At 42.8% G+C, this 22,631-nt stretch carries 23 protein-coding genes; 4 read left to right on the top strand and 19 right to left on the bottom strand.

The annotated features are described in order from the left end of the window. Positions 1-10 precede the first annotated feature (10 nt). A complete protein-coding gene (locus FZC40_RS10475) occupies positions 11-1,516 on the bottom strand; it encodes an MDR family MFS transporter (protein ID WP_243135793.1) in 1,506 nt (501 codons plus the stop codon). Between the two features lie 97 nt (positions 1,517-1,613). Next, a complete protein-coding gene (locus FZC40_RS10470; RefSeq protein ID WP_148604073.1) occupies positions 1,614-1,988 on the bottom strand; it encodes a winged helix-turn-helix transcriptional regulator in 375 nt (124 codons plus the stop codon). Positions 1,989-2,108: 120 nt separating this feature from the next. On the opposite strand from FZC40_RS10470, the gene FZC40_RS10465 reads away from it, so the two are divergent. Then, complete coding sequence (locus FZC40_RS10465; RefSeq protein WP_148604071.1) at positions 2,109-2,507, top strand: pyridoxamine 5'-phosphate oxidase family protein; 399 nt, start codon at positions 2,109-2,111, stop codon at positions 2,505-2,507. A gap of 475 nt (positions 2,508-2,982) precedes the next feature. Here the strand turns inward: FZC40_RS10465 and FZC40_RS10460 are convergent, their stop codons facing one another. Continuing rightward, positions 2,983-3,996, bottom strand: coding sequence for a uroporphyrinogen decarboxylase family protein (locus FZC40_RS10460; protein WP_148604069.1), 1,014 nt, complete (start codon positions 3,994-3,996; stop codon positions 2,983-2,985). A 134-nt stretch (positions 3,997-4,130) separates the two neighbouring features. On the opposite strand from FZC40_RS10460, the gene FZC40_RS10455 reads away from it, so the two are divergent. Then, positions 4,131-5,660 (top strand): PucR family transcriptional regulator, encoded by a 1,530-nt coding sequence (locus FZC40_RS10455; RefSeq protein WP_148604067.1) that lies wholly within the window; start codon positions 4,131-4,133, stop codon positions 5,658-5,660. A gap of 194 nt (positions 5,661-5,854) precedes the next feature. Here the strand turns inward: FZC40_RS10455 and FZC40_RS10450 are convergent, their stop codons facing one another. The 14 genes from FZC40_RS10450 to FZC40_RS10390 all read right to left on the bottom strand — a co-directional run bounded on the left by FZC40_RS10450 (position 5,855) and on the right by FZC40_RS10390 (position 20,233). Next, positions 5,855-8,230 carry a methyl-accepting chemotaxis protein gene (locus FZC40_RS10450; RefSeq protein WP_148604065.1) on the bottom strand — a complete coding sequence of 792 codons (2,376 nt, stop codon included), beginning with the start codon at positions 8,228-8,230 and terminating at the stop codon, positions 5,855-5,857. An 88-nt stretch (positions 8,231-8,318) separates the two neighbouring features. Next, positions 8,319-8,474 carry a hypothetical protein gene (locus FZC40_RS17140; RefSeq protein ID WP_186843774.1) on the bottom strand — a complete coding sequence of 52 codons (156 nt, stop codon included), beginning with the start codon at positions 8,472-8,474 and terminating at the stop codon, positions 8,319-8,321. 57 nt (positions 8,475-8,531) lie between these two features. Continuing rightward, entirely contained in the window at positions 8,532-9,497 is a 966-nt protein-coding gene (locus FZC40_RS10445; protein ID WP_148604063.1) for a uroporphyrinogen decarboxylase family protein, read from the bottom strand. A 43-nt stretch (positions 9,498-9,540) separates the two neighbouring features. After that, positions 9,541-10,170 (bottom strand): corrinoid protein, encoded by a 630-nt coding sequence (locus FZC40_RS10440; protein ID WP_148604061.1) that lies wholly within the window; start codon positions 10,168-10,170, stop codon positions 9,541-9,543. A 64-nt stretch (positions 10,171-10,234) separates the two neighbouring features. Beyond that, the gene (locus tag FZC40_RS10435; protein ID WP_148604058.1) at positions 10,235-11,041 is read right to left on the bottom strand and encodes a methyltetrahydrofolate cobalamin methyltransferase; all 807 of its coding nucleotides are present in this window, start codon (positions 11,039-11,041) and stop codon (positions 10,235-10,237) included. A gap of 536 nt (positions 11,042-11,577) precedes the next feature. Further along, positions 11,578-12,237 (bottom strand): cobalamin B12-binding domain-containing protein, encoded by a 660-nt coding sequence (locus FZC40_RS10430; RefSeq protein ID WP_148604056.1) that lies wholly within the window; start codon positions 12,235-12,237, stop codon positions 11,578-11,580. Positions 12,238-12,246: 9 nt separating this feature from the next. Beyond that, the gene (locus FZC40_RS10425) at positions 12,247-13,551 is read right to left on the bottom strand and encodes a PocR ligand-binding domain-containing protein (protein WP_148604054.1); all 1,305 of its coding nucleotides are present in this window, start codon (positions 13,549-13,551) and stop codon (positions 12,247-12,249) included. 231 nt (positions 13,552-13,782) lie between these two features. Further along, complete coding sequence (locus FZC40_RS10420) at positions 13,783-14,094, bottom strand: DUF1292 domain-containing protein (protein WP_148604051.1); 312 nt, start codon at positions 14,092-14,094, stop codon at positions 13,783-13,785. A 17-nt stretch (positions 14,095-14,111) separates the two neighbouring features. After that, entirely contained in the window at positions 14,112-14,522 is a 411-nt protein-coding gene (locus FZC40_RS10415; RefSeq protein ID WP_148604049.1) for a hypothetical protein, read from the bottom strand. Then, positions 14,515-15,114, bottom strand: coding sequence for a GTP-binding protein (locus tag FZC40_RS10410; protein ID WP_148604047.1), 600 nt, complete (start codon positions 15,112-15,114; stop codon positions 14,515-14,517). Before FZC40_RS10410 ends, FZC40_RS10415 begins: the two co-directional genes overlap by 8 nt. Positions 15,115-15,625: 511 nt before the next feature. Further along, complete coding sequence (locus tag FZC40_RS10405; RefSeq protein WP_148604044.1) at positions 15,626-16,645, bottom strand: electron transfer flavoprotein subunit alpha/FixB family protein; 1,020 nt, start codon at positions 16,643-16,645, stop codon at positions 15,626-15,628. Further along, on the bottom strand, positions 16,632-17,459 hold the full coding sequence (locus tag FZC40_RS10400) for an electron transfer flavoprotein subunit beta/FixA family protein (protein ID WP_148604042.1): 828 nt from the start codon (positions 17,457-17,459) through the stop codon (positions 16,632-16,634). The genes FZC40_RS10405 and FZC40_RS10400 overlap by 14 nt, the downstream gene beginning before the upstream one ends. A 76-nt stretch (positions 17,460-17,535) precedes the next feature. After that, positions 17,536-18,738 carry a (Fe-S)-binding protein gene (locus FZC40_RS10395; protein ID WP_148604040.1) on the bottom strand — a complete coding sequence of 401 codons (1,203 nt, stop codon included), beginning with the start codon at positions 18,736-18,738 and terminating at the stop codon, positions 17,536-17,538. After that, positions 18,725-20,233 (bottom strand): FAD-binding oxidoreductase, encoded by a 1,509-nt coding sequence (locus tag FZC40_RS10390; RefSeq protein WP_148604038.1) that lies wholly within the window; start codon positions 20,231-20,233, stop codon positions 18,725-18,727. The genes FZC40_RS10395 and FZC40_RS10390 overlap by 14 nt, the downstream gene beginning before the upstream one ends. 290 nt (positions 20,234-20,523) lie before the next feature. On the opposite strand from FZC40_RS10390, the gene FZC40_RS10385 reads away from it, so the two are divergent. Then, complete coding sequence (locus FZC40_RS10385; protein ID WP_148604036.1) at positions 20,524-21,063, top strand: TetR/AcrR family transcriptional regulator; 540 nt, start codon at positions 20,524-20,526, stop codon at positions 21,061-21,063. Positions 21,064-21,398: 335 nt separating this feature from the next. Here the strand turns inward: FZC40_RS10385 and FZC40_RS10380 are convergent, their stop codons facing one another. Together FZC40_RS10380 and FZC40_RS10375 are read right to left on the bottom strand one after the other, a co-directional pair. Further along, positions 21,399-21,635 carry a phage holin family protein gene (locus FZC40_RS10380; protein ID WP_148604034.1) on the bottom strand — a complete coding sequence of 79 codons (237 nt, stop codon included), beginning with the start codon at positions 21,633-21,635 and terminating at the stop codon, positions 21,399-21,401. 42 nt (positions 21,636-21,677) lie between these two features. Beyond that, positions 21,678-21,869, bottom strand: a complete 192-nt coding sequence (locus FZC40_RS10375) for a hypothetical protein (RefSeq protein ID WP_148604031.1) — start codon at positions 21,867-21,869, stop codon at positions 21,678-21,680. Between the two features lie 138 nt (positions 21,870-22,007). Between FZC40_RS10375 and FZC40_RS10370 the strand changes: the two genes are divergently transcribed. Next, complete coding sequence (locus FZC40_RS10370; protein WP_148604029.1) at positions 22,008-22,565, top strand: hypothetical protein; 558 nt, start codon at positions 22,008-22,010, stop codon at positions 22,563-22,565. The last annotated feature ends 66 nt before the right edge of the window (positions 22,566-22,631 follow it).

Below are 22,631 nucleotides of genomic sequence, written 5' to 3'. Positions count from 1 at the left end.
GAGTCTGAATTTACAACAATTCACGTTTTATATTGTCTGTTTTATCGTCATCACTTTCAGTTTTTAAGGCACCCTTCATTCTGGGCAGCAGCAGCGCCAGTCCCAGGGCGACACCGACAATGACCGTAATGATGAGAAACAGGGAATTCACCGAGTTGTTCAGCGAATGGACAATCTGTTCCCCGGAAATGGCACCAGTCTGGGCTGCAGACCCATACAGATCATTGGGATTAACGCCCCATTTACCGATCTGATTGAAATACTGAATGATCTCCAAATTGAACACACTGCCGAAAATACAGATACCGATGGTTTGACCCAATGTCTTCAGCAACGAATTGGTGGCGGTTGCAGCCCCCCGTTTTCGGTAGCCGACCGCCTCCTGGATGAGGATCGTCAGGGTGGTCATGGCCCCGCCGAATCCAAAACCGGCGATGGCAACGTAGGCAATCACTAAAAAATAAGAGGTATCGATTTCCATCGTCGTCATCAGCAGAATCCCGATGAGCAGAATTGCTGTCGACAGGATCGTGACAATTTTTCCGCCCCGCGTGATGATCATCTTGCCGAGGATGACAGACGCAATCAGCCAGCTGACGGACATCGACACCAGCGCAAAACCGGATACTGTGGCGCTTAATCCCAGGACATTCTGGATGTAAATGGGGATGTACACATCGACTCCGATCATGACGGCGGACACCAGAAAGCTGATGATGTTGACGAGGTTACTAGTTCTGGTCAAAATATCCGGTGGGATAATCGGTTCAGCGGCTTTTTTCTCGATGCGATAGAACACGACCAGCAGGAAAATGGTTCCGGCTACCGAGATTCCAATAAACAACTTACTGAAATTCATGACCTCAGCCGACAGAAAAATATTGAAAAACACCAACATCGCAGCGGATAATGTCACAATACCGGCATAATCGATGATCTGCTTTTTCTTTTCAAAGTTTTCCTTGAGATTGCGTTGAATCAGAAAAATGGACAGAATCCCAAATGGCAGATTGATGAAGAAAATCCAATGCCAGGAAAGCAGATCGATGAAGGTTCCTCCCACGAATGGCCCCACCAGACTAGCGACTCCCCACATGGTTCCCAGACTTCCCTGTATTTTCGGGCGTTCTTCCAGTGTGAAAACATCACCCACAATAGTGTAAGTCAAAGTGAAAATCGCCCCTGCCCCCAACCCCTGTAGGGCCCGAAAGACGATCAGCATGGTCATGTTCTGTGAAAATCCGCAGAGGGTGCTGCCGACCAGAAAAATGCCGATGCCAATGGAGATCATATTTTTTCGACCGTACAGATCCGCCAGTTTTCCGTAAATGGGTGTGGAGATCGCGGACATCAGTAAATAGGCTGAGAAAACAAAACTGATGTTTTCAAACCCATTTAAATCTTTCGCAATGGTGGAGATGGCGGTGGTGACAACCGTTCCTTCCACAGCCGCCAGAAACATTGCCACCATCAAGGCGATGGTGATATTTTTTTTGTCCGTTTCCGTTCGCATCATTTATTCTCAATCCTCTCTTGTTTCAATTTCAAGTAGTCATCAGCCCGGCGCTTGCAACAACTCAACTATTATTTATATCCTTTTCATAAGCCCGTTTTTACGGGGCTACCTCTTTGGCCCATTTACCCAACTGCATTAAAATAGGGACCAAATTGACCACTGCTTCCGTCGTTGAATACTCCACCCGAACCGGCATCACATTGTATTGTTTTCGTCGTACCAGTCCGTCGGCTTCCAGCTTTTTCAAAGCACTGGAGAGCATCGTATTTGTGATGCCATTTATTTTCGCTTTCAATTCATTGTAGCGAATAGGCCCGTCAATCTGAAGGGCACACAAGATCTGAATTTTCCATTTTCCGCCAATGATCTCCATTGCCGTTGACAGCGGACATTTCTGCCCACACGGACAGATGCCGTTGTCATTTTGGCAATCAGCATCACACTTTTTCACATCAGTTTCTTCAATAATCATTTTTTTCTTACCTACCCACTTATTTTTGCGCTATTGACAAATCGTACTTATAATCATAAAATTATACCATGTAGTAAATACATAGTAAATACACATTATATTCTAAGGAGGATTTTTATTATGGAAGAAGTATTGAGTTTTTTAAAGGAAAACGGTCCGTTTTACCTGGCCAGTGTTGAAGGTACCACCCCCAAGGTTCGCCCGCTGGGTTTTTGTATGAGTTTTGATGGAAAGATCTATTTTGGAATTGGCACCTTTAAACCAAGCTATGCACAACTCGTCGCAAATCCAGAAGTTGAAATCTCGACGACAAATAAAAAGATGGAATGGATTCGTCTCCGCGGCGCCGCTGTTTTTGATGATAGTGAGGCCGTTGCGCAACAGGCTTTTGAAGTGATGCCGAATCTGAAATCGATGTATAATGAAGAAACTGGTCGTAAACTGGGACTATTCTATCTGAAAAATGCGGTTGCGGAAATTGCCGATATGAAGGGCGGTTTCAAAGAAATCAAATTCTAATCAACCCCAAAAAATCAAAAAAAGCTGTCATTAGTTTGACAGCTTTTTTTGTGCTTTGCCATGGTTTTCATGATGGTAATCGGCTAACCGTTCTGATATTATATTCAAACCGCCTTTTCACACGGCATACTTTCCAATCCGATTCTTCACCAGATCGCCCACTGCCTCGGTGGCTTCAAACAAATCATTGGTATAGGCATCGGCCTTGATCCGCCCGGCATATTCGGCGGTCACCGGGGCGCCGCGCGGGAGGCCATCAATACATCGGTCACGTAGATTTCGCCATCAAATATTTTCTGGCTCAGATCTTTGAAATCCGGGTTTGATGCACTGTGTTGTTTTGAACCTGTTTTATTTCATATTCTAAGCAAACGTATGGATCATTAAATCGTTGTGATGTTTTTAACCTTCATCGCTGCGCTACCAGCGGTTGGGTGCATATGTATTGAATGCAATTGCCCCCATACTGGTGCTATTATATTGCTGCCTGCTCATGACTATAACGGGCTGCTTCCTGAAGAATAGGCATTAATTGAGCATAGATTTCTGCCGGATCTAAACTATTGACAAGTACAAATCCGAAGAAGATAAATCCTGGCTGTTTACCATATTCATCAAAACAGCGATGAACTTCTGCGAGTCGTGTTTCCAGTGTTGAATCAGCGGCACCGGCGGCTCCGTTGGTATCAAATCCACCTATAAAAACAATTTTGTCGCCATATTTTTTCTGCATCCCGACAATATCATTGGTTGGTTGAACCGAAGACCAAGCCGCGGCTCCGGTTTCAATGATATCTTCAATCAGTGGTTCGCAGTAGCCGCAGGTGTGCTGCACCGGTATCATGCCCAGTTCTTTGACGGCATCGTTAAGCCGCTTGTGATGGGGTTTAATCAGTTCACGATAGGTTGTGGGCGACATAAAAAGCCCTCTCTCCGTGGCAATGTCATCGTAATTTGTAAATAAATCCGGGTTGTAATATTGTTTTACTTTTTTGGCAAACTCAATTTTATAATCGGTAATGGCTGTCATTAATTCATTGCAGGCTTCCGGTTCTTCGGCCAGTGCCATCAATGCTTCTTCAAAACCCATCAACGCCGCCAGACGCTCAAAGACACCATTACCACAGCCAAATTCAAGTGCTTTCAGATTTCTATCAATTGGCATCATTTTTAATTCAGCATCCACCATTTCTTGCCAGTCAACCGTTTCCAGATCGGGAAACTTCACAATGCTCTGCCATTCGGTGATGGTCTCGCTACTTAAAAGATGTTCATTGGGTGCAGGAATCGGTGCGCCGCCACCAGAAGCCGGGGTAATCCAGCGCACCCCAAAACCATCGAATCCGCCGCCCAGAGGCCCTTTCTCAAACCAGGGTCCGGGTAGCCCGCCAAATCCAATCATGTCAGAATCGGTAATGCATGCTGGTGTCCATTCCGTTTCTTTGTGATTGATTGCATTTAAAAAGTTTTCTTTCGGTGTTAATGCCATATCAATATTCCTCCTTGTTTTTTAACATAGTTCATATTCTTATTCTACGTCAAATTTACGAAACTGTAAATTATACAAGCTGATTGACTTTTTTCTATTCTTTATATACACTTTGTATAAGGAGGTGAAAAACTATGAATTTATCTTTATCACTACTCAAAGAACAACTGGCATCTCTTGTAAAAGATGTCAACATTGGTATCTCAGGATCTTTACTCCACTTACCACATCCAGTTTTTTTTGCCGGTCAGAGCTGTTTGGTGTCCCACACATTATATATAGCAGCGGCTGAAAAACTGTCACCCGACCTCACGTTTATGCCGGCCTCAGCCTTGATCTGCATCGGTGATCCCCCCCCAAACTGCTTCAACGATGACCTGGATCTCCTTGTCATCGCGGCTACCACTGACATCTTTGTGCTGAGCAATGCAATTCATGAGATTTACGATATCTATGAGCGATGGGATTCAAATCTGCAGACCTGTATTCGCGATAAGAACTCTTTGCAGCAGCTGGTGGATATTTCTGAACACATCTTTGGAAACGGCATATCAATTATGAACACCGACTTCTATATGATTGCCCATTCCACTTTGAATGGATTGTACGACTCTCTGGAATTACATCTTGATTCATCCGGACGACTTCCCATTGAACAGGTGAATTTATTTAAAAACGACACAGTCTACAACGAAATTAAAAACGAAAAAAATGTCTTTATCTATCCTTCGGACGTGCTGCCTTTTCGAACCCTTTGTAAAAACATTTTTCTCAACGACACCTTTCTTTTTCGGATCACTGTCCTCGAAACTGCCCAGCCATTCAACGACAGCGACACCCAGATTTTAGAGTATTTATCTCATTATCTGGTTCAGAATTCTGACTATCTTTCCACCTTTCATCGCAGTAAAAATAGTCAATTGGCGACCCTGCTTCAAAATATCCTGTCGGGAAACGCTTATAACCAAACTGCTTTTGAAAAAGAAGTGCAACAAATGGGTTGGCGTCCAAACAACACCTATTGCGTTGTCCATATCCAGCCCAGCAGTCAGGATATTTATCATACCACGACCACCTATTTTTGTAATGTAATCATGCAGGATTTCAGGCAAACCTTTGCCTTTTCACATGACCAGAGTATTCGGGTCATCATCAACATGGATCATCTTGACGAGCCCCGGGAAGCATATTTTATAAGATTCAATCGGATGGTCAAGGAAGGTAATTTCAGAGTTGGCTTCAGCAATTATTTTGAAGGTCTGAATCTTCTCAAAGAATATTTTCGCGAGTCCGAAATTGCTCTAGAAGTCGGAACCCGAATTCATCCCACTAAATGGACTCATAAATTCTGTGACACGGTGTTACCTTATATGTTCAATCAAATCACTGCAGAATTGCCTGGCCGCTTGCTGTCTTCCCCGATTTTATTACAACTTCAGGCTTATGATTTAAAGAACCATACCGACTATGTCCACACCCTTCAAATTTTTCTCAAAAATAATCGTAATGCCGTTCAGACCGCCAAAGATTTGTTTATCCACCGTGCCACCATTGTTTACCGATTGGAACGGATTAAAGAAATCGGCGAAACAGACTTGAAAAATTGCGATGATCTGTTGCACCTTAACCTTTCTTTTGAACTCATCTGTTTAGCCACCAACTGAAAAATTGTACCTAAAAAACGGATGGCCGCTAAACAATTGTAGGTAACGGACACCCGCCTGGTTGTCAGCTCGTTTGTAAGCTGCTTGACAGCGGTTCTTCCCGCCCTCCAGACTATAGATGATCCAGGCAGAATTTGCAGCCTTTCTTAATGCCCTTGCGGGAAAAAAATGAATTTAGCTAATTCTATGCTTGATTAATACTTGTCAATTTCGGCACTGTCAAGATTAATTCTTGGCTCGTCCAACGGTTTAAAATTCTTTTTAATCATGATTTCTGATTTTTTCATTCCAATTCCTATTATATCCTGATCCTTGAGGATAAATGAATTGACCTTGTGTTTAAGCACTTCTGCCTGACTGGTCAGCTCTTCGCTGGCGGCCGCACTTTCCTGAGCCGTGGCCGAATTGGTTTGAACCACCTGTGAAACCTGCTCGATTCCCTGAGTTATCTGAGCGATGGCTGAAGCCTGTTCACTGGATGCCGTAGCGATCTGTCCAACAATATCCGTTGCCTCTTCAATTTGATTCAGAATCTCATTCAGACTGGTCGCGGTCTGATCGGCAATTTTCGTACCTATCATTACCTTTTCAATGGAGCCTTCAATCAAACCAGTGGTTTCCTTCGCTGCCTCGGCACTGCGAGCCGCTAATGTCCGCACCTCTTCCGCGACCACAGCAAATCCTTTCCCATGTTGTCCAGCCCTGGCCGCTTCCACCGCTGCATTAAGAGCCAACATATTCGTTTGAAATGCAATATCATCGATCACTTTAATGATTTTTGAAATATTCTGAGAAGACATATTGATGTCTCCCATAGCGTTGATCATCGTTTTCATCTGACTATTTCCGATTTCGACATTTTCCTGAACCCGAGCTGTTATTTCATTTGCATGGTTGGCCTTAACAACATTCTTCTTCGTTTCTTCAGCCACTTCTTCAATGGACGCAGTCAATTCCTCAATAGCACTGGCCTGCTCGGTTGCCCCTTGGGCTAATGCCTGTCCGCCACTGGATATCTGTTGCGCACCACTTTCGACTTGCTCTGCGGCATTATGGATATCGGTCATCGAAACACTTAGCTCTGTGGTAATATCATTAAGGGCCGTTTTAATTTCAAAAAAGTCCCCTTGATAAAACGATGTGATCTCATGATTTAAATTTCTCTGCTGAATTTCCATTAGCGAATGGGTAATTTGATCAACATAGCGTTTCAGGAATTTTATCGTTTTGTTCAATGCTTCTTTCATTTCAGCATGACCGCCGGAATATTCGCCAACCATGGCAGTTTGTAAATTTCCTCGTGCTAATTCCGTCAATGTATTCAATGCTTCGGTGGTTGGCGCAATGACTGCATCCAATGTTTCGTTGAACCCTTTAATTACCTTGGCATATTCACCCTTAAATAAGGTTGTATCACCGCGTTTTTCCAAGTTGCCGGCAATGGCATTTGCTGTCATCAATTCGGTTTCCTTAATCAGCAGCAGAATCGTTTCGATCATAGCAATCTGACTTGGTATTAGCGTATCTTGTTCACTCTGCTTGCCAAATTTTTTCAGACCATTAAGATCACTCAATTCCCCTTGTGCAATGTTATTGCTCACTTTTACGATCTCATTAAATCCCACAGCAACCCGATTAATGGATTCAGCAATGCTTCCATAAATGCCGCAATAATTTCCCTCAACTTTTCTGGTTAAATCATTTTTACTGATACAGGCAAGTACATCGTTCCCCTCTGTCAAAGCCCCCAAACCATCGATGCAGGCGTTGATGCTGTCTTTGAGAACATTGAAGTCACCCGAATAGGTGTCTATAATTTTTGCGGGGATCTTACCAGCGCCAATGTCATTGATGTATTGACTGGCCATTTGAAGTGGTTGAATGAGGCCACCTAATACCATATTGAAACCTGAAACTAACTGTTTGTATGATCCTGAAAGCATATCCGGATTGCCTTTAAAGTCAAAATGTCCATGAAAAACGACTTCCCTTCCGGTTTTTTCTATTTCAGCGTTCAAAAGATTCAGTTGTGAAACAATCTCTCCCAAAGAATGAGACAGCACATCCTTTTCTGACTGTGGCTTGATTGATATGGTCAAATCACCTTTGGCGATGTGATCAGCAACCACCGCCAGATGTTTCTTGTTTTCCACCATCTCAATGAAGGATTCCATCATTTGTCCCAGTTCATCATCCGATTTTTTTTTAAATTCTTTTAAAAGCTGCAACTCAAAATCAACTTCCCCACGAGCCATACTTCTGAATACCTCGTTTAGCTTAATAATCGGTTTTGTCATGATTCTGCTAAAAATGACTGCGAGGGGAATACTAGTCATGATAAATGCAAAAACGACTAACCCCATTGTTAACCCCATTGAATGTAATGCTTGAGCAGTATTTTCTCCTAGGAGTGCAGAAAATATGTTTTGAGCGACTAGATAAGCGGTAATCCCCATAATCGAAATGCTAATGGCCGAAAAAGTGATCACCAGTAAAGATATTTTTCCAGTCATGCCAATTTTCAACTTGTTCTGATAATCTCCACTGTTTTGTTGATTTTTACGATCCATTTCCTTTTCCTTTCATTTTTCAATACCGACAGACAAAAACAACACAGCAGTTTACATGCTGTGTTGCTAAAATAGTTCTGCCGTATTTTTAGACTTTTTTATTTTGAGATTGTTTTAAATACATCAGCAGTCCGACAAAACCGCCCATAAACCCGCTGATGCCGTTACCAAGGCTGTTAGCCAGGACCGTTTCCGGCAACGAGACCAGTAACCAGTTTAATAAAAAACTGATCAGAAAACCCATGATACCACCTACTAAACCAATTTTGACAGCTTCTTATATTTTGTTTACCTGATCTGATTAGAGTTTATCCACTTCATGCCAAGCTTCGATCATTGGGCCCAGTCGAGGATCACCAACTAATAAAGAATTCCCATTTTCAGTCAACAAAGATGGCATTAGAATGAAATTGCCGTATTTACCATATTGTTTAGCACAGCGAATGGTCTCAGCAATAACTTCTTCGGTTGAAGCACCAATATAGCTTGCTGGACCTGAAGTATCCCATCCACCTTCAACAATCAGGCGTCCCTGATATTTTTCCATGACCCCTTCCAGATCATTGATGATCTGTGCCGAGCTCCATATTTTAACTCCCATTTCAACGTAATCTTCCATAAGTTTTTCACATTTTCCACAGGTATGCTGGGCAAAAATCACACCTCTTGAAGTCACCGCATCAACAATTCGCTGATGAGCCGGTTTAATGACTGAACGATAAACAGCTGGGGACATAAACAAACCGTTGGCGGTGGCCAGATCATCTAAATAGGTGATCACATCCGGCTGATAAGTATCAATATACCGATTAAAGCAGGCAATTTTATAATCAGCAAAGGCTTCAAAAAATTCCCGGCAGGAGTCGGGATCTTCAACCAATGAACAAAGGGTATTTTCAAATCCCATAAAAGCAGCCAGTCGCTCAAATAGTCCGCATGGACTATATACATTGACGATGACGTCATCCCGATTCACATCCGTCATTTCAATTTTTGCCGCTTCTTCAATCCCCAACGAATCTACATCTGGAAAATGGACGTGTTCTTTCCAGTCAGCAATATCTTCGAACATAAAATTATTTGGTTCTGGCATCGCCCCTTCTTTTGTAACGATCCAATTGACACCAAACACATCCCGTCCACTTACAATCGGTTCATCTGCCCGTTCAGCTCCCAAAATGCAGATTTTATATAGTTCCATCATATTCGGTATAAACTCTGGCTTTTTTCCTTCCAACATTGCAAAAAAATTCTCTCTCTGATTCATCTATTTTTTCTCCTTTGATTTTTAGTTCTTATCAATTTATTTCTTACTTAACCAGTTCTTTGGCTTTAACCGACGCACTGCCAGCATCCGCTGCATACCCATCGGCACCAATTTCGGCGGCAAATTCCGGTGTTACCGGTGCGCCGCCAACGATCACCTTAAATCCAGTCAGTCCGCTGGCTTTAATGGTGGCAACGGCTTCTTTTAGCGCCGGCATGGTCGTGGTGAGCAGTCCTGAACAGGCTACCAAAGTAACGTTTTCATTCTCCTTGATGGCTGCCACAAATTTTTCGGCGGAAACATCCACGCCCAGATCCACCACGGTAAAGCCGGCACTTTCAATCATCATCGAAACCAGATTCTTGCCGATATCATGGAGATCGCCGGCGACGGTTCCGATTACGCAGGTTCCCAATGAGGCTGAATTATCCCCGGTCATCAGCGGTTTTAGGACATCTACCCCTTTGGACATCGCTTTGGCGGCAATTAACATTTCCGGCACGAAAATTTCACCGGCGGAGAACTTGTCCCCGACCACACTCATGGAATCCACCATGGCCTGAAGAATTTCACCCGGCTGGCCGCCAGCATCCAATGCTTCCTGCACTGCTACCGCAATCTTCTTGGACTTGCCTGCTTCCACCAATTCTTTTACTTCTTGAATTTTTGACATTTTTTTTCCTCCTATTATAATCGATTTTATATAAATGTGTGATTAACACTTTTACACTGTTTTGTTATTTTTTTACCGGCCCATGAATACCCTGTCGATAAGCCCGGATATATTCCACGCAATATTCATCTTCACCCATCAATGCCTCAGTAGCAAAAATGATGCCCATCAGATCCCGGTCGGTCGGGTCCAGAATACCACTGTCCAGACCAGCCATCATGGCCATCACCGCAAAGCCCATATTGACTGTTTTTCTGGCTGGCAGATTAAACGAAATGTTACTGATGGCTCCGGTGACGTGGATGCTTGGGTACTGCTTCTTGATTTCCCGGATTACTTCTGTCACCATTGCGATCCCTTCTTCGGAAGTGCAAAGCATTTCCACCAGTGGATCGATATGCAGTCGAGATGGGGCAATACCATATTCTTTGGCTTTGGCCATAATATCAGCAAAAACATCCAGCCGATCTTTAGCTGTTTTGGGGATGCCCTTGTCGCTGTTTAACAACGCCACGCAATCCCAGTCGGTGTCAGCGATTGCGGCAAAACCTAAATCGATCTTGTCTCCTTCCATCGATACCGAATTGAACAAGCCCGGACGCTTGCAGTATTTCATGGCCGCAATGCAGGTCAGCTCGTTGGGACTGTCAACCGCAATGGGGGTATCGGTCACTTCCTGAACGAGATCGATGAGCCATTTCATGGTTTCTAGCTCCACATCATTTTCCACTGATGCGCAGACATCGATATAATCAACTCCTGCTGCGGACTGCATTCTGGCAAGTTTTTTAATAAACTCGGCGTCCCGTTCGGCAATGGCCTTAGCAGTAGACGGAATTGCACCATTGATTTTTTCTCCGATGATGATCATTTTATGTTTCTCCTATCTTGTTTTCATTTGTTTTTTACAGACCTTCAAGGATGATTTCTCCATTGCCTGAAGCGTTATGTTACTGATTGAAATCAGTTTTTGTAATATCTGTATTATATCCAAATGAAAACGATAATAAAATGGATGAAGTCGCATCATTTTATGACAATTGCAGCTTTTTCTCCATAACGAGTTTTAATTTTTTAAATAAATAGTACTATTCAGACATTAGAATTGTAATAATAGGATTATTTAGATATTACTTTGATGCAATACCGTTTTATGGTTATTCATAAACAATTCTGATTATCTCTTTGCCATTGATCTTCATCACCATTAATGCGTTATCCCTGATGCTAAAGTCATTCTAAAAAAATAACGCTGACATCTACCAAAATAATAATTCTGGCGATGTCAGCGTTAGCATTAAGCGTTTAACACTACTAAGTATGTTGATTATTCATATTCCACAAGGTTTCTTATTGCCTACTACTAGGCACACTCCTTCATTGCGCCGACTAGCTGCTGTACTGTTTTCAAATGGTATACTTTCCAATCCGGTTATTGACCAGATCCCCTACTGCTTCCGTCGCTTCAAACAGATCATCCGCGTAGGCATCGGCCTTGATCCGGCCCGCATATTCGGCGGTAACCGGAGCACCGCCGATAATAACTTTTACCTGTGATCGCAGACCCTGTTCAACCAGTACATCCATAATATTATCAAGTTCCGGCAGGGTGGTGGTTAAAAGTGACGATAAGGCCAAAACATGGGGCTTATGCATCCGAATCGCATCGATAAAGGTTTCTGTCGGCACATCAATCCCCAAATCAATCACTGTATAACCGCTGCCCTGAAGCATCATAATCACCAGGTTTTTACCGATATCGTGGAGATCACCGGCCACCGTGCCAATGGCTACAATGCCTCTGGATGTGCCGGTTGAACGGGAAAGAATCGGCTCCATCACATACATGGCAGCATGAGCTGCCCGAGAGGCCATCAGTACGTCGGTGACATAGATTTCCCCGACAAACATTTTTTGACCCAGATCTTTAAAAGCCGGGTTGATAGCCGTCTGGATAATCTTTTCGGTACGGATGCCATGATTCAGGGCTTCTTTTGTTTTATCCATGGCAATCTGTGTTTCGCCGCTTTCAATCGCCTGCTGTAATTCGATTAGTATTTTTTCCATATTCTGCACCTATCGTTTATGAACTTTTCTAAATTGGGTTGGAGTAATTCCTTCAGCTTTTCGAAACACCTTGGTAAAATACCCGGCATCTCCATATCCCACCGATTCGGCAATGGTCTGGATTTGATAGTGGGGGTTCAATAACAGTTTCTTGGATTTCTCAACTCTCACCGTCAGCACGTAATCCATGATCGGCATTCCCATCTGCTCCTTGAAGATTCGGCCGGCATAGCCGGTGCTGAGACAGGCCGAATCAGCGATATCATCTACGGTCAGATTTTCTGTGTAGTGGTTCACGATGTAGTCGATCATTAAAACAATATTGGGATTTTCTGGTTTAGTCACAGACTTATCAATGGCTTCCAGATAAGCATCCACCGCTCTGGATGTGAGTACACCGATGCTTTCAATGGAATCGGTCTGATAGATCTGGAGGATGACCTGGCTGTTGATTCCTTGAAAGATATCTGCCTCCAACCCCATCTGACTGGCAACCCGGGAGAGAATCACTAGTAACTCAGTCATTTTCCCCCGCATTAACAACAGATTCTGATGCGCTTCATAGCGCAGACTGGAGATCAACCCCTCCAGATAGGCCTTAGATTTTTTTTGATTACTCTGGAGATTCGCCAGCATCTCACCTTCATCAATCAAAAAACTAGCTAAAACTGGCTCATGGTTTTTTTCAAGATTCTTTCGGTTCTCGATTTCAGCATGATAGAGTGTCCGCTGCATGGCAAATTCCTGGGACTGTTCATAATTCTCCCAACCCGCTTTCATGATGTAATTGGCCACTACATATAAAAGATAGGCCGAGGCCTGAACCTGGTTGCCGGTAACAATGGCCAGTTCCCCCACCGCTTCAAACAACTCCTCAAAATCATCAGTCAGCGGCTGATTCATTTTTCGCAGTTCAATCCAAAAAAATTCTTCCGGCTCCCACATCAGCACTTGACCACAGATAATCGTGCCTACATGTTCGGCATTTAAGATAATCGGTGCTGCCCATTCAATCAGCCCGGAGGGACACCGGAAAATATAGGGCTCGCCGAACAGCGCCGCCTGCTTGCCTGCTCGTTTGTAAGCTGCCTGGCAACGGTTTTTACCGCCTTCCAGATTGTAAATAATGCGGCAGAATTTACAGCATTTCTTAATGCCTTTTCGCGGGAAAATGGAGATACCTTCGACATCCACGATGTTGGCCATCAGTCCGGTGGTGGTGGTGAAGGCATCAAGGATTTCCTGAAGTGTTTTGATGTCCACCAGGTCACTAATGCGTTTTTGATTGGTTTGGAGGGTCTCAAGTTGATTCATTGTTTCACCTGTAAAGCTTTATTATGATTTTTTTATCAGTATACCATTATTTACCAAAAACAACATTAAATTAAAAAAGCTACCTTTTTACAAAGTTGAAAACAACACAACAGGTTAAATAGTGCTGTGTTGTTGTAAAAATATCCATTGCTGATTTACTATATTTTTTTACTGACCCTTGTTACATGAATACCTGGATACGGTTGTCTGATTTTCTTGTTTGAAATTGTTTTACATCGCTTCAAAGATGGGCTCTAACGCTGCTAGAATTTCTTCACTGACGGAGATCAGTGCACCGTCATCATTTCCAGCGATCCATTCAAAGACATATAAACCGTCGTCGCCGGAGGATTCCGCCTGACCATGGTCGTGATGATCACTGTGGCAGTTACAGTCTTCACCATGATGATGCTCGATCTGTTCCCTAGCCAGAACATACTGCTTTTCTTCAAAGCTGAAATGCTTCACCACTATCATTTCAAACTTATTTCCGTGTTCATCCGTATAGGTCTGCTTTTCGGATTGCTGGTGTCCCTTTGTCATAATGATTCTCCCTTTTCTTATTTATTCTTAAGTCTTTCAAAAAGACCAATCAACTTTGCTTCCAAATCCTGCTGTGGAATATTAAAAACAATCAGCGCAATGCTGATCTGAACCCCATCATTTTGCACCACTGCACCAACCTCTAATGGCTGCATTCGACAACTGACCTGATCCCCAGTGGTTGAGATCATCGCTTTTTGATTCACTGAAGAAATAAAACTTTTGAGGTGGCCGACAATCCCGCCACAGTCAGCAATCCAATCATTGAACGAGGCAAAGTCTTCTTGGATGATCATCTGGCAGGCATCGAAGGACTTATCCCGAACGGTTGTTTCCCCGGCAATGGCCACCGCTCCTTCATGAAGGGTGGTTTCAATTTGATAAATTTTTCGTTTGCTCAGCTGCGCACCATTTCTGACTTTAACCATTCTGAATCACCTTAAGCAATCGTTCATCAATGGCCTTAATTCCGCTGATCCGGTACAACGCTGCTCCCAAGTTGAGTTTTCTGAGATCGTTTTCAATAGCTACTAATTCCGACTCATTCACCAGATCGGTTTTATTGATCAAAATCAGATTGGCATCACTTAACTGCCCTTCAATCAAGTTTTCCAGCGGAATGCGGATACGCTTCCAGCGACTGGCATCAACCATGGTGACAATCTGGGATACAATCCCCATGTCTGTAAAAATAGATTCGGCAATCTTATCGGGAAAAGCCACCCCGGTGGCTTCGATGATGAGCCATTCCGGATCAACCGAATTTTTTATTTCCCGAATTCCCGATAATAATTCGCTATTAAGACTGCAACAAACACAACCAGAAAAAATATCCCGGACTTCATAACCATTTCCCCGCAGCACCTTGTCATCGATTCCAATCTGTCCAATTTCATTTTCGATAATGGCCACCCGGGTCTTTTGATCAGACGAGGATTGTTCCACCAGATAATGAGCCAGTTGTAACAGCACTGATGTTTTTCCGGATCCCAAAAAACCGCCGAGTATCAATATTTTCAAAGTGTTCACCTCCTGTTTTCTACGCTTACTAAATCTTCGTTTTTTTATTATTTTGTAATATTATAATTATATACAAATAAAAACGATATTTGTATAGATAGAATCACACCATTTTATGACGATTGCAGCTTTTTTTTCGAAATAAGTTTTTATTCTTTAAAGCAATGGAAATATTCACACACAAAAAAATAGATAATAGGATTATTCTGACATTACTTTGAAGTTACACCGCTTTATGATTATTAGTAAACGATTCTGGTTATTTCTTTTCCAATGATCTTCGGCACAATTAATTAGTTATCCCAGTCACTGCAATCATTCTAAAAAACGCTGGCATCACCAAAGTGAGAATAATTCTGGTGATGTCAACGTTGGTATTTCATTGCTTAACTTTTAATTAACAAACAGACCTATTGTGATGTTGTAATTTACTGAAGTCAACCGATTAGTAATAACAATCAATAAAGAGGTCACCCTTAAGATATTGTGCTAGCTTCACCTTTTTTGTGATTTAAACAGCCATTGTTAAAATCTGTTCATCGATCAAAGCGATAAACTCTGGAATAACTTTAAATAGATCACCCACAATACCGTAATCGGCAATCTTAAAAATTGGCGCTTCTGGATCGGTGTTTATCGCAATGATCGTATCCGACGAACTCATCGCTGCAAGATGTTGAATGGCGCCAGAGATGCCGCAGGCGATATAGATCCTTGGACGGACGGTCTTTCCGGTCTGCCCAACTTGATGCGCACTGGATATCCAGCCGGAATCCACCGCAACACGAGAGGCACCGACTGTTCCGCCGAGGGCATCGGCAAGCTGTTGAATGACCTTGAAGCCATCTGGTCCACCGACTCCACGGCCACCGGAAACAATAATCTCGGCACCCTCCAGATCGATGGTTTCATTATCGGCATCGAGGATCTCCTCAATCAGTTTTGTACGGATATTCTCGATCGAAAAGTGGATCTCCTCGCGGACGATCTCCGCCTTGTGCGACGTGTCTTGCTCTGGTTTTTTAAACACCGCTGGTCGCACCGTACCGATTTGTGGTCGGTGGTTGGGGCATAGAATGCGTGCCATCAGGTTTCCGCCAAAGGCTGGACGCGTCCATGCAATGTTACCACTTTCTTCGTCAAAATCCAACTCTGTGCAGTCCGCTGTCAAACCGGTCTTTAATCGGCAAGCGAGGCGCGGCGCTAAATCACGTCCCAGATCCGTTGCTCCAATGAGGATGGAAGTCGGAGCGTATTTGGTAATCAACGCATGAAATGCATATGCAAAGGCATCAGTCGAATATCTGGCATATTCTTCACCTTCGACAATGATAATGCGATCGGATCCATAGGCCTCAGCGGATGCGACCGCTGCTTCGGTATGCTGACCAATAACTATCGCAACCACTTCATCACCCTGTGCACGCGAAAGCGAATGTCCCGGATTCAGCAGTTCAAGACCGACATTATGTGCCTGTCCCTTTTCGTTCGTTTCGATAAAGACCCATAAATTGCTACTATTCATTTCCATACCGTACCCCCAATTGCAAAATATTGCCTTTAACCAGTAGCTCAAAGAGACTTATCGTGCTTTGTCGTTCTGTCGCCTCATGAAAGATTACCCCGGTGCTGTTCTGAGGGATGGTAAACGTCTTTTTGACCTTTGTCGGCGACCCCTTCAGGCCCGCTCTGGTAAGATCGATTTCAAAACTATTTTCATCAAGGGTCGGAATCTCCTGCTTTGCCACTTCGCGTTTCTTTCTACTGCTGGCATATCGCGGCTCATAAGCCGTCTTCGTCATGGTGATCAGACAAGGCATTTCAACCCCGAGGATCTCGCTGCCCCGCTCCGTTTTGCGTCGGACCTGGACGGTATTACCATTTGTTTTCGCCTCCAGCGCACAGGTAACCTGTGCCAGCCCAAGGTGCTCAGCAAGTTCCGGACCGACTTGCGCGGTATCGCCGTCAATTGCCTGCTTGCCACAGAAGATAATATCAAACTTACCTTCAAGTTCTTCCAGTTTTCTTACCGCACAGGAGAGAATATAGCTTGTCGCAAGTGTGTCTGACCCGCCAAAGCCACGGCCGCTAATAAGATAGGCGCGGTCAGCACCCACTGCCAGACATTCCGTCAATGCCACTTTCGCTTGTTCCGGTCCCATTGAAACGATGACGATCTTTGTGTCCGGTGTTTCATCTTTAATTCGTGCTGCGGTTTCCAGTGCACAAGCATCAAACGGATTTACAATGCTTGGCACGCCGGCGCGCATCAACGTATTGGTTACGGGATCCACCTTGATTTCGGTGGTATCCGGAACCTGTTTTACACAGATAAGTATGTTCATAGGTATTTTCACTTTCTTACTAAAGGACGGGAGCAGAGAGAACCTTGCTCACGTCCTTTTTTTTATTTTGCGGGTATTACAGAGCCTCAAATACCAGCTCAATAATATCCTTGATTTCGATGGGATTCGTCTTGTTGTTCTCATTTTCACCCTCAAACATTTGCATGCATATTGGACAGGCAATGACAAGTGTTTCTACACCCGTCTCAAGCGCTTCTTTGTAGCGTAATTGCTCAACAACAACACCTTCGCCACGCTGCATCCAGATACCGCCGCCACCACCACCACAGCAGATGGAATAGGCTTTATTATGATCCATCTCGACGAGATTTAACCCTGGAATAGCAGCTAAAATAGCTCTTGGCTGATCATATATTTGATTATGTCTGCCTAAATAACATGGGTCATGGTAGGTTACCGTCTCATTCACTGCTTTAGTAAACGTCAACACGCCTTCTTCGATAAGTTTTGCCAAAAATTCGGTGTAGTGTAAGACCTCAATATCAAAATTCTGATCGAGCTTTGGATATTCGTTCTTTAAAGCATCGTAACCATGAGGCGAAAGGGCAATGATTTTTTTCACCTTGTATTTTGCAAAGCTTTCCATGTTGGTTGTTGCCAGATCTTCAAATAATCCTGCTTCACCCATTTTTAGCGCTTCATTGCCTGAACTTCTTTCTTCATTGCCTAAGATCGCAAAACGTATTCCCAGCTTATTTAGGATCTGTACAAATAGCTGCGCTGTTTTCTGGTTTCTTGGCACATAGGCGGAAGAGTCTCCAACAAATAACAGATAATCGAATTCGGCGCCTTCATTTGCGAGCGGAACATTCAAACCCGTTGTCCAGTCAACTCGCTTGTCTTCTTTTTCGCCCCAAACATTGCCATTCTGGTCAATAGACTTAAACACTTCCATAATGCTGTCAGGAACAAGACCACGTTCAACTAATTGCATCCGGATATCATGGATATAGTCAACCGGATTGACAAATTCGGAGCAATTTTCGACACAAACATGGCAGGATACACAGCGAAATACATAATCAGCAAGTTCCGAAGAAAAATCAATTTTACCTTCTTTAATATTCTTGATGACGCCATTTAAGCCACGACAGTTAATTTGCACACCCTGTGCCAGGGTTGATAAAGAACAACGATGACCACTAGGCCAGGTGCTCACACAGGAACCACAGCATCTGCAGTTGTATACCGTATTATAGATATCCCCATCTTTGATCGATTGGGTCATATCCTTAATATCATTATTAGTTAGATTCATGTTCTGCCTCCTCAAACACGGAAACGCCCGGATTAAATATGTTATTAGGATCAAACAGTTTTTTTACGCCCTGGATATAGCTTAAGTAACCTTTATCCAGTTTATCCAAAAGATAGGGTTTCCATTTTCTCGAAACAGCGTAAGGAACCGATCCGGTTTCAAGGGCGTCTTCATAAGTACGATTAGCCAACTCTCGCCATTTTTCCATGGTAGCATTCCATTCGGCTTCCTCACTTAGCTCGCGACGCGGATGCCACGGATAGTAAAATGGCATGCAACAATCATCACCCATTGCAACGATCATCGATGTGTATGGTTTCGGCAAACCTAATTCCTCGACATTTTTTAGCCATGCCGCATACAATTCCGGCATCTTCTCATAAGGTGTGTTCGTCATAATCATACAACCGACAAAGCCACCTGCATAGACAATTTCTGTTAGTTTTAGATCCCCATGCTCAGCGCGGGCGAAGATATCACTCATCATTGTGCCGGTGTAAACACCGCTATGACTTTCGGCAATTTTTAGCGCATCAGTAACCTTTCGATCACACTCCTCTTGAGATGTATAGCCTTCAAATTCAAGCAAAACAATATGGCCGGCGCGCTGTAAGGCCTCTTCTTCCACTTCAGCTGAAATATCAGTACTGCCGGTGAAGAACCGTTCATCCAGCCACCCACTGTAGCAATCCAGAAGGTGAGCGTTACAAATTAAGCCCTTATAGTTTCTAAGTTCATTGACAAATTCGCAGGCTGCCTTGAATCCTTCCTTGGTGGGTTCAAATTTAACATCTGCACCGGCCGTATATTTTGGAACAACCTGCATTTGCATGGTAACTTTAGTGATTAAGCCGAAGGCCCCTTCGGCGCTAATAAACACCCCTGTCAAGTCAGGTAGGCTTGACTGAATAAAATTAGGACTTGTTTTAAGGGTGTTAGAACTTCCGGTGACAATCACATCCCCGGTTCCGACAACAGCTTCCAGGCCGATCACACGTTTTGCTACATGACCAAACATGGACCCCACCTCGCCGCCGGAATTCTTGGATACTTCCGATCCAAAAGTTATTGGACCAAAGCACAAAGGGTAGGTAGGATAGCAGTATCCCATTTTATGCAGGGTTTCATTAACTGCATGAATATTGGCACCTCCCTCAACGGTGAAGGTCATGTTACTTTCATCAATCTCCAAAATCTTATTCATCTTTGAAAAATCAACGACAATCCCTTGATTGGACTCAATATTTCCGTTACCAAAGGTGTTACCTCCGATCGCCACGACAGGAATATGTAAGCGATTGGCTTCTTCAACAATTGTCTGAACATCCTCAACGCTTTCCGGCAGGATTATCATTCCTGGAATTGAGTAATCATAAGCGTACAATGAAATGTCATGATTATATGATGCTCTGATAAATTCATCTGTTAATACTTTCGTTGCGCCGATTTTTGAGCGAAGCACTTCTGCGGCTTCACTAATTATGTTTTGATTCATTCTTTGCTCCTTCCATTTATGTTATGTTGTTATGTGCTGAAAAGTTCGGAATGGAACCTCCTTTTTTAGCTTAATTTCTTCCCGTGTATTACCGTTGTTTTCCAGATTCACATTAGACTTATTATAGATGATGACCTTCATATTTCAATGAACACTTTGGGACAAGATGTTTATGCTTTTATATATTTCTTTTGAAGAAAAGTGATGGTATACTGTAGCTATAATTTTTTCTCGATAATCTTATCTGATAATCGTCACTACTGTATGATGGAAAGCAAGGAGCAGTAAACATGATGGACATTGTTAAAAGTATTAAACAGGCATATTTCGAGCAATGCCAAAAAAACGGTTTAACGAATATTAAAGTTACCAATCTTACAAAAAGTGCTTATATCAGTAGGGGCACATTTTATTTGCATTATGAAAATATTGATGAACTAACAAATGAAATTGAACAAGAATTATTGAATCGACTCTGGAAAGTGGCATCATCATTTCCATATCAAAGCGATATGAAAAAATATGATTGGTTCTTAAAGGTATTGTCATCGGAAGTGGAACAAATAAAAGCGGACTATGATTGGTATGAGCTGTTTCTCGGTCCTAAAGGTGATCCTAATTTTTTGGAAAAATTAACCCAGTATATACATTCTTCTTCTGAATGGAAATATGATGCTTTGAATCTAAAAAAAGATGCAAAATTTTTGGAGTATGTAAATCAGGGATCTTTAGGTATTTTCCTCTGCTGGATAAATAATGAGGCGCAAATGAGCAAAGAGGAGTTATCATCACTAATGATGGTGCATCTCAGGGAAATGCGGATTGAGTGAATCGACGGGAGTGTTTCTAGTTTTGTGTATTTACGAAAATTGAAGTTTGATATAAATATAATATTCCAATTGAAAAGACCACTTTGTTTCAAACACAGACACCGGATCCATTTTTTATTGCGACTGTATAAATTCATGATGCAAAAGAGTGAGGATATGGGTCACGATTCAATCAAGGAGACGTCCCATTATCTCAGAATGACTGCCGAAGTATTCCCGGATTAATCAATCTGGCTTCAAGGGTGCTATCTAGATATTATTTCGAATCTGGAAGGTGATGCTGATGAAGCCAACTGACTTCGCCACCAATCTTACAAAGTTTTTCTGGCATTATTTCAAAGCTCTTGAAGTCGTTTTAAAAAAAGTAACGCTGGCGTCACCAAAACAATAATTCTGGCGTTGTCAGCGTTACTTTTTTTGAAAACCCCAGCCACCACCAAACCAGAGAGGTAGTCGATGGCCATAAACATAAACAGGGACTGCAACCCGGCATCCCAGCCTCCGAAAAGACCGGTGATAAAAGCTCTTGATAAACCAAGAAGCCGATAAAGGGCTCCTCTGTTAAGGTACATCACAAAAAATGGATTTACATTTTAAAAGGGCCGATGCTATAATCAGAGAAAACACAGAACCTCGCACCGAAACGCAAAAATTTTCTCGCTCAGTTTGACGGTGGCAAAATAAAACACGAAATGGAGAAATAAATGAACATGAGTAACGGTATGAACGAATCCTTGATGATGATCTGCCCCCAGCCGATTATCTGAAGCAACTGATTGCCTTATAAATAGTTCCGGCTTTTTCATTGCCGTACCTCCGTCCCCATGTGTTCTCCTAAAAAATAAACTCTTTGATTGTTGAGTAGGCTTATAATATAATAAATTTATCATAATTTATGAAAACAATTCCTACTAAATTGAAAAAAGGAAATAAAGAGGAAATAAATGAAATTTAAAAAGTTCTTTATCCTTAGTTTAGAGAGTATTGATGATTCCTATGAATATGTTCAGAAGCTGCTGCTTAAGTACAATTGCTCAAAAAGCGACATCGTCCGGGCCCAGCTTTTCGTAGAAGAGACCATTGTCCACTGGCAGAACGGCGCTCAGGAAAATGAAAACTTTGAAATATCCCTGAGTAAGCGATTTAAAACGATCACTCTGTCTTTAAATTACTGGGGGAACCAATCCGATCCGCTGACGCTGCCTGAAGAAGTGGATGATCCGGAGTTCAATCTCATTGGTCAGAATATTTTAATCGGATTATCCGCGGTTACCTACTCCTACGAAAATGGCTGTAACAATGTGTCATATACCTTAAAAGCAAAATCTGCCAACCCGGCGCTGACAACAGCCATTGCTCTTGTTGCCGGGATTTTTTGCGGTTTGGCATTTCAATATTTTTCCCCAACCATCGGACTATGGCTTGCAGGCACCATCCTAAAAGTAAGTGCCTCAAAAGATGGCGTAGTGCAAAACGCAAAGAATTATTGTAGACTAATCTGAAAGAATATTCAGGAGGTCAACATACAATGGATGAATCAAAAAGAATACTTTGGGAAGATCGATTCC

It is taken from the genome of Acetobacterium tundrae, from assembly GCF_008086615.1.
In the GTDB taxonomy this organism is placed as follows: Bacteria; Bacillota; Clostridia; order Eubacteriales; family Eubacteriaceae; genus Acetobacterium; species Acetobacterium tundrae.
This window is presented reverse-complemented; position numbering and strand designations above follow the sequence as displayed.

Coding starts and splice junctions, on each gene's coding strand:
- FZC40_RS10475 (WP_243135793.1), bottom strand. CDS start 1,516: ATGATGCGAACGGAAACGGACAAAAAAAATATCACCATCGCCTTGATG.
- FZC40_RS10470 (WP_148604073.1), bottom strand. CDS start 1,988: ATGATTATTGAAGAAACTGATGTGAAAAAGTGTGATGCTGATTGCCAA.
- FZC40_RS10465 (WP_148604071.1), top strand. CDS start 2,109: ATGGAAGAAGTATTGAGTTTTTTAAAGGAAAACGGTCCGTTTTACCTG.
- FZC40_RS10460 (WP_148604069.1), bottom strand. CDS start 3,996: ATGGCATTAACACCGAAAGAAAACTTTTTAAATGCAATCAATCACAAA.
- FZC40_RS10455 (WP_148604067.1), top strand. CDS start 4,131: ATGAATTTATCTTTATCACTACTCAAAGAACAACTGGCATCTCTTGTA.
- FZC40_RS10450 (WP_148604065.1), bottom strand. CDS start 8,230: ATGGATCGTAAAAATCAACAAAACAGTGGAGATTATCAGAACAAGTTG.
- FZC40_RS17140 (WP_186843774.1), bottom strand. CDS start 8,474: ATGGGTTTTCTGATCAGTTTTTTATTAAACTGGTTACTGGTCTCGTTG.
- FZC40_RS10445 (WP_148604063.1), bottom strand. CDS start 9,497: ATGAATCAGAGAGAGAATTTTTTTGCAATGTTGGAAGGAAAAAAGCCA.
- FZC40_RS10440 (WP_148604061.1), bottom strand. CDS start 10,170: ATGTCAAAAATTCAAGAAGTAAAAGAATTGGTGGAAGCAGGCAAGTCC.
- FZC40_RS10435 (WP_148604058.1), bottom strand. CDS start 11,041: ATGATCATCATCGGAGAAAAAATCAATGGTGCAATTCCGTCTACTGCT.
- FZC40_RS10430 (WP_148604056.1), bottom strand. CDS start 12,237: ATGGAAAAAATACTAATCGAATTACAGCAGGCGATTGAAAGCGGCGAA.
- FZC40_RS10425 (WP_148604054.1), bottom strand. CDS start 13,551: ATGAATCAACTTGAGACCCTCCAAACCAATCAAAAACGCATTAGTGAC.
- FZC40_RS10420 (WP_148604051.1), bottom strand. CDS start 14,094: ATGACAAAGGGACACCAGCAATCCGAAAAGCAGACCTATACGGATGAA.
- FZC40_RS10415 (WP_148604049.1), bottom strand. CDS start 14,522: ATGGTTAAAGTCAGAAATGGTGCGCAGCTGAGCAAACGAAAAATTTAT.
- FZC40_RS10405 (WP_148604044.1), bottom strand. CDS start 16,645: ATGGAAATGAATAGTAGCAATTTATGGGTCTTTATCGAAACGAACGAA.
- FZC40_RS10400 (WP_148604042.1), bottom strand. CDS start 17,459: ATGAACATACTTATCTGTGTAAAACAGGTTCCGGATACCACCGAAATC.
- FZC40_RS10395 (WP_148604040.1), bottom strand. CDS start 18,738: ATGAATCTAACTAATAATGATATTAAGGATATGACCCAATCGATCAAA.
- FZC40_RS10390 (WP_148604038.1), bottom strand. CDS start 20,233: ATGAATCAAAACATAATTAGTGAAGCCGCAGAAGTGCTTCGCTCAAAA.
- FZC40_RS10385 (WP_148604036.1), top strand. CDS start 20,524: ATGATGGACATTGTTAAAAGTATTAAACAGGCATATTTCGAGCAATGC.
- FZC40_RS10380 (WP_148604034.1), bottom strand. CDS start 21,635: ATGTACCTTAACAGAGGAGCCCTTTATCGGCTTCTTGGTTTATCAAGA.
- FZC40_RS10375 (WP_148604031.1), bottom strand. CDS start 21,869: ATGAAAAAGCCGGAACTATTTATAAGGCAATCAGTTGCTTCAGATAAT.
- FZC40_RS10370 (WP_148604029.1), top strand. CDS start 22,008: ATGAAATTTAAAAAGTTCTTTATCCTTAGTTTAGAGAGTATTGATGAT.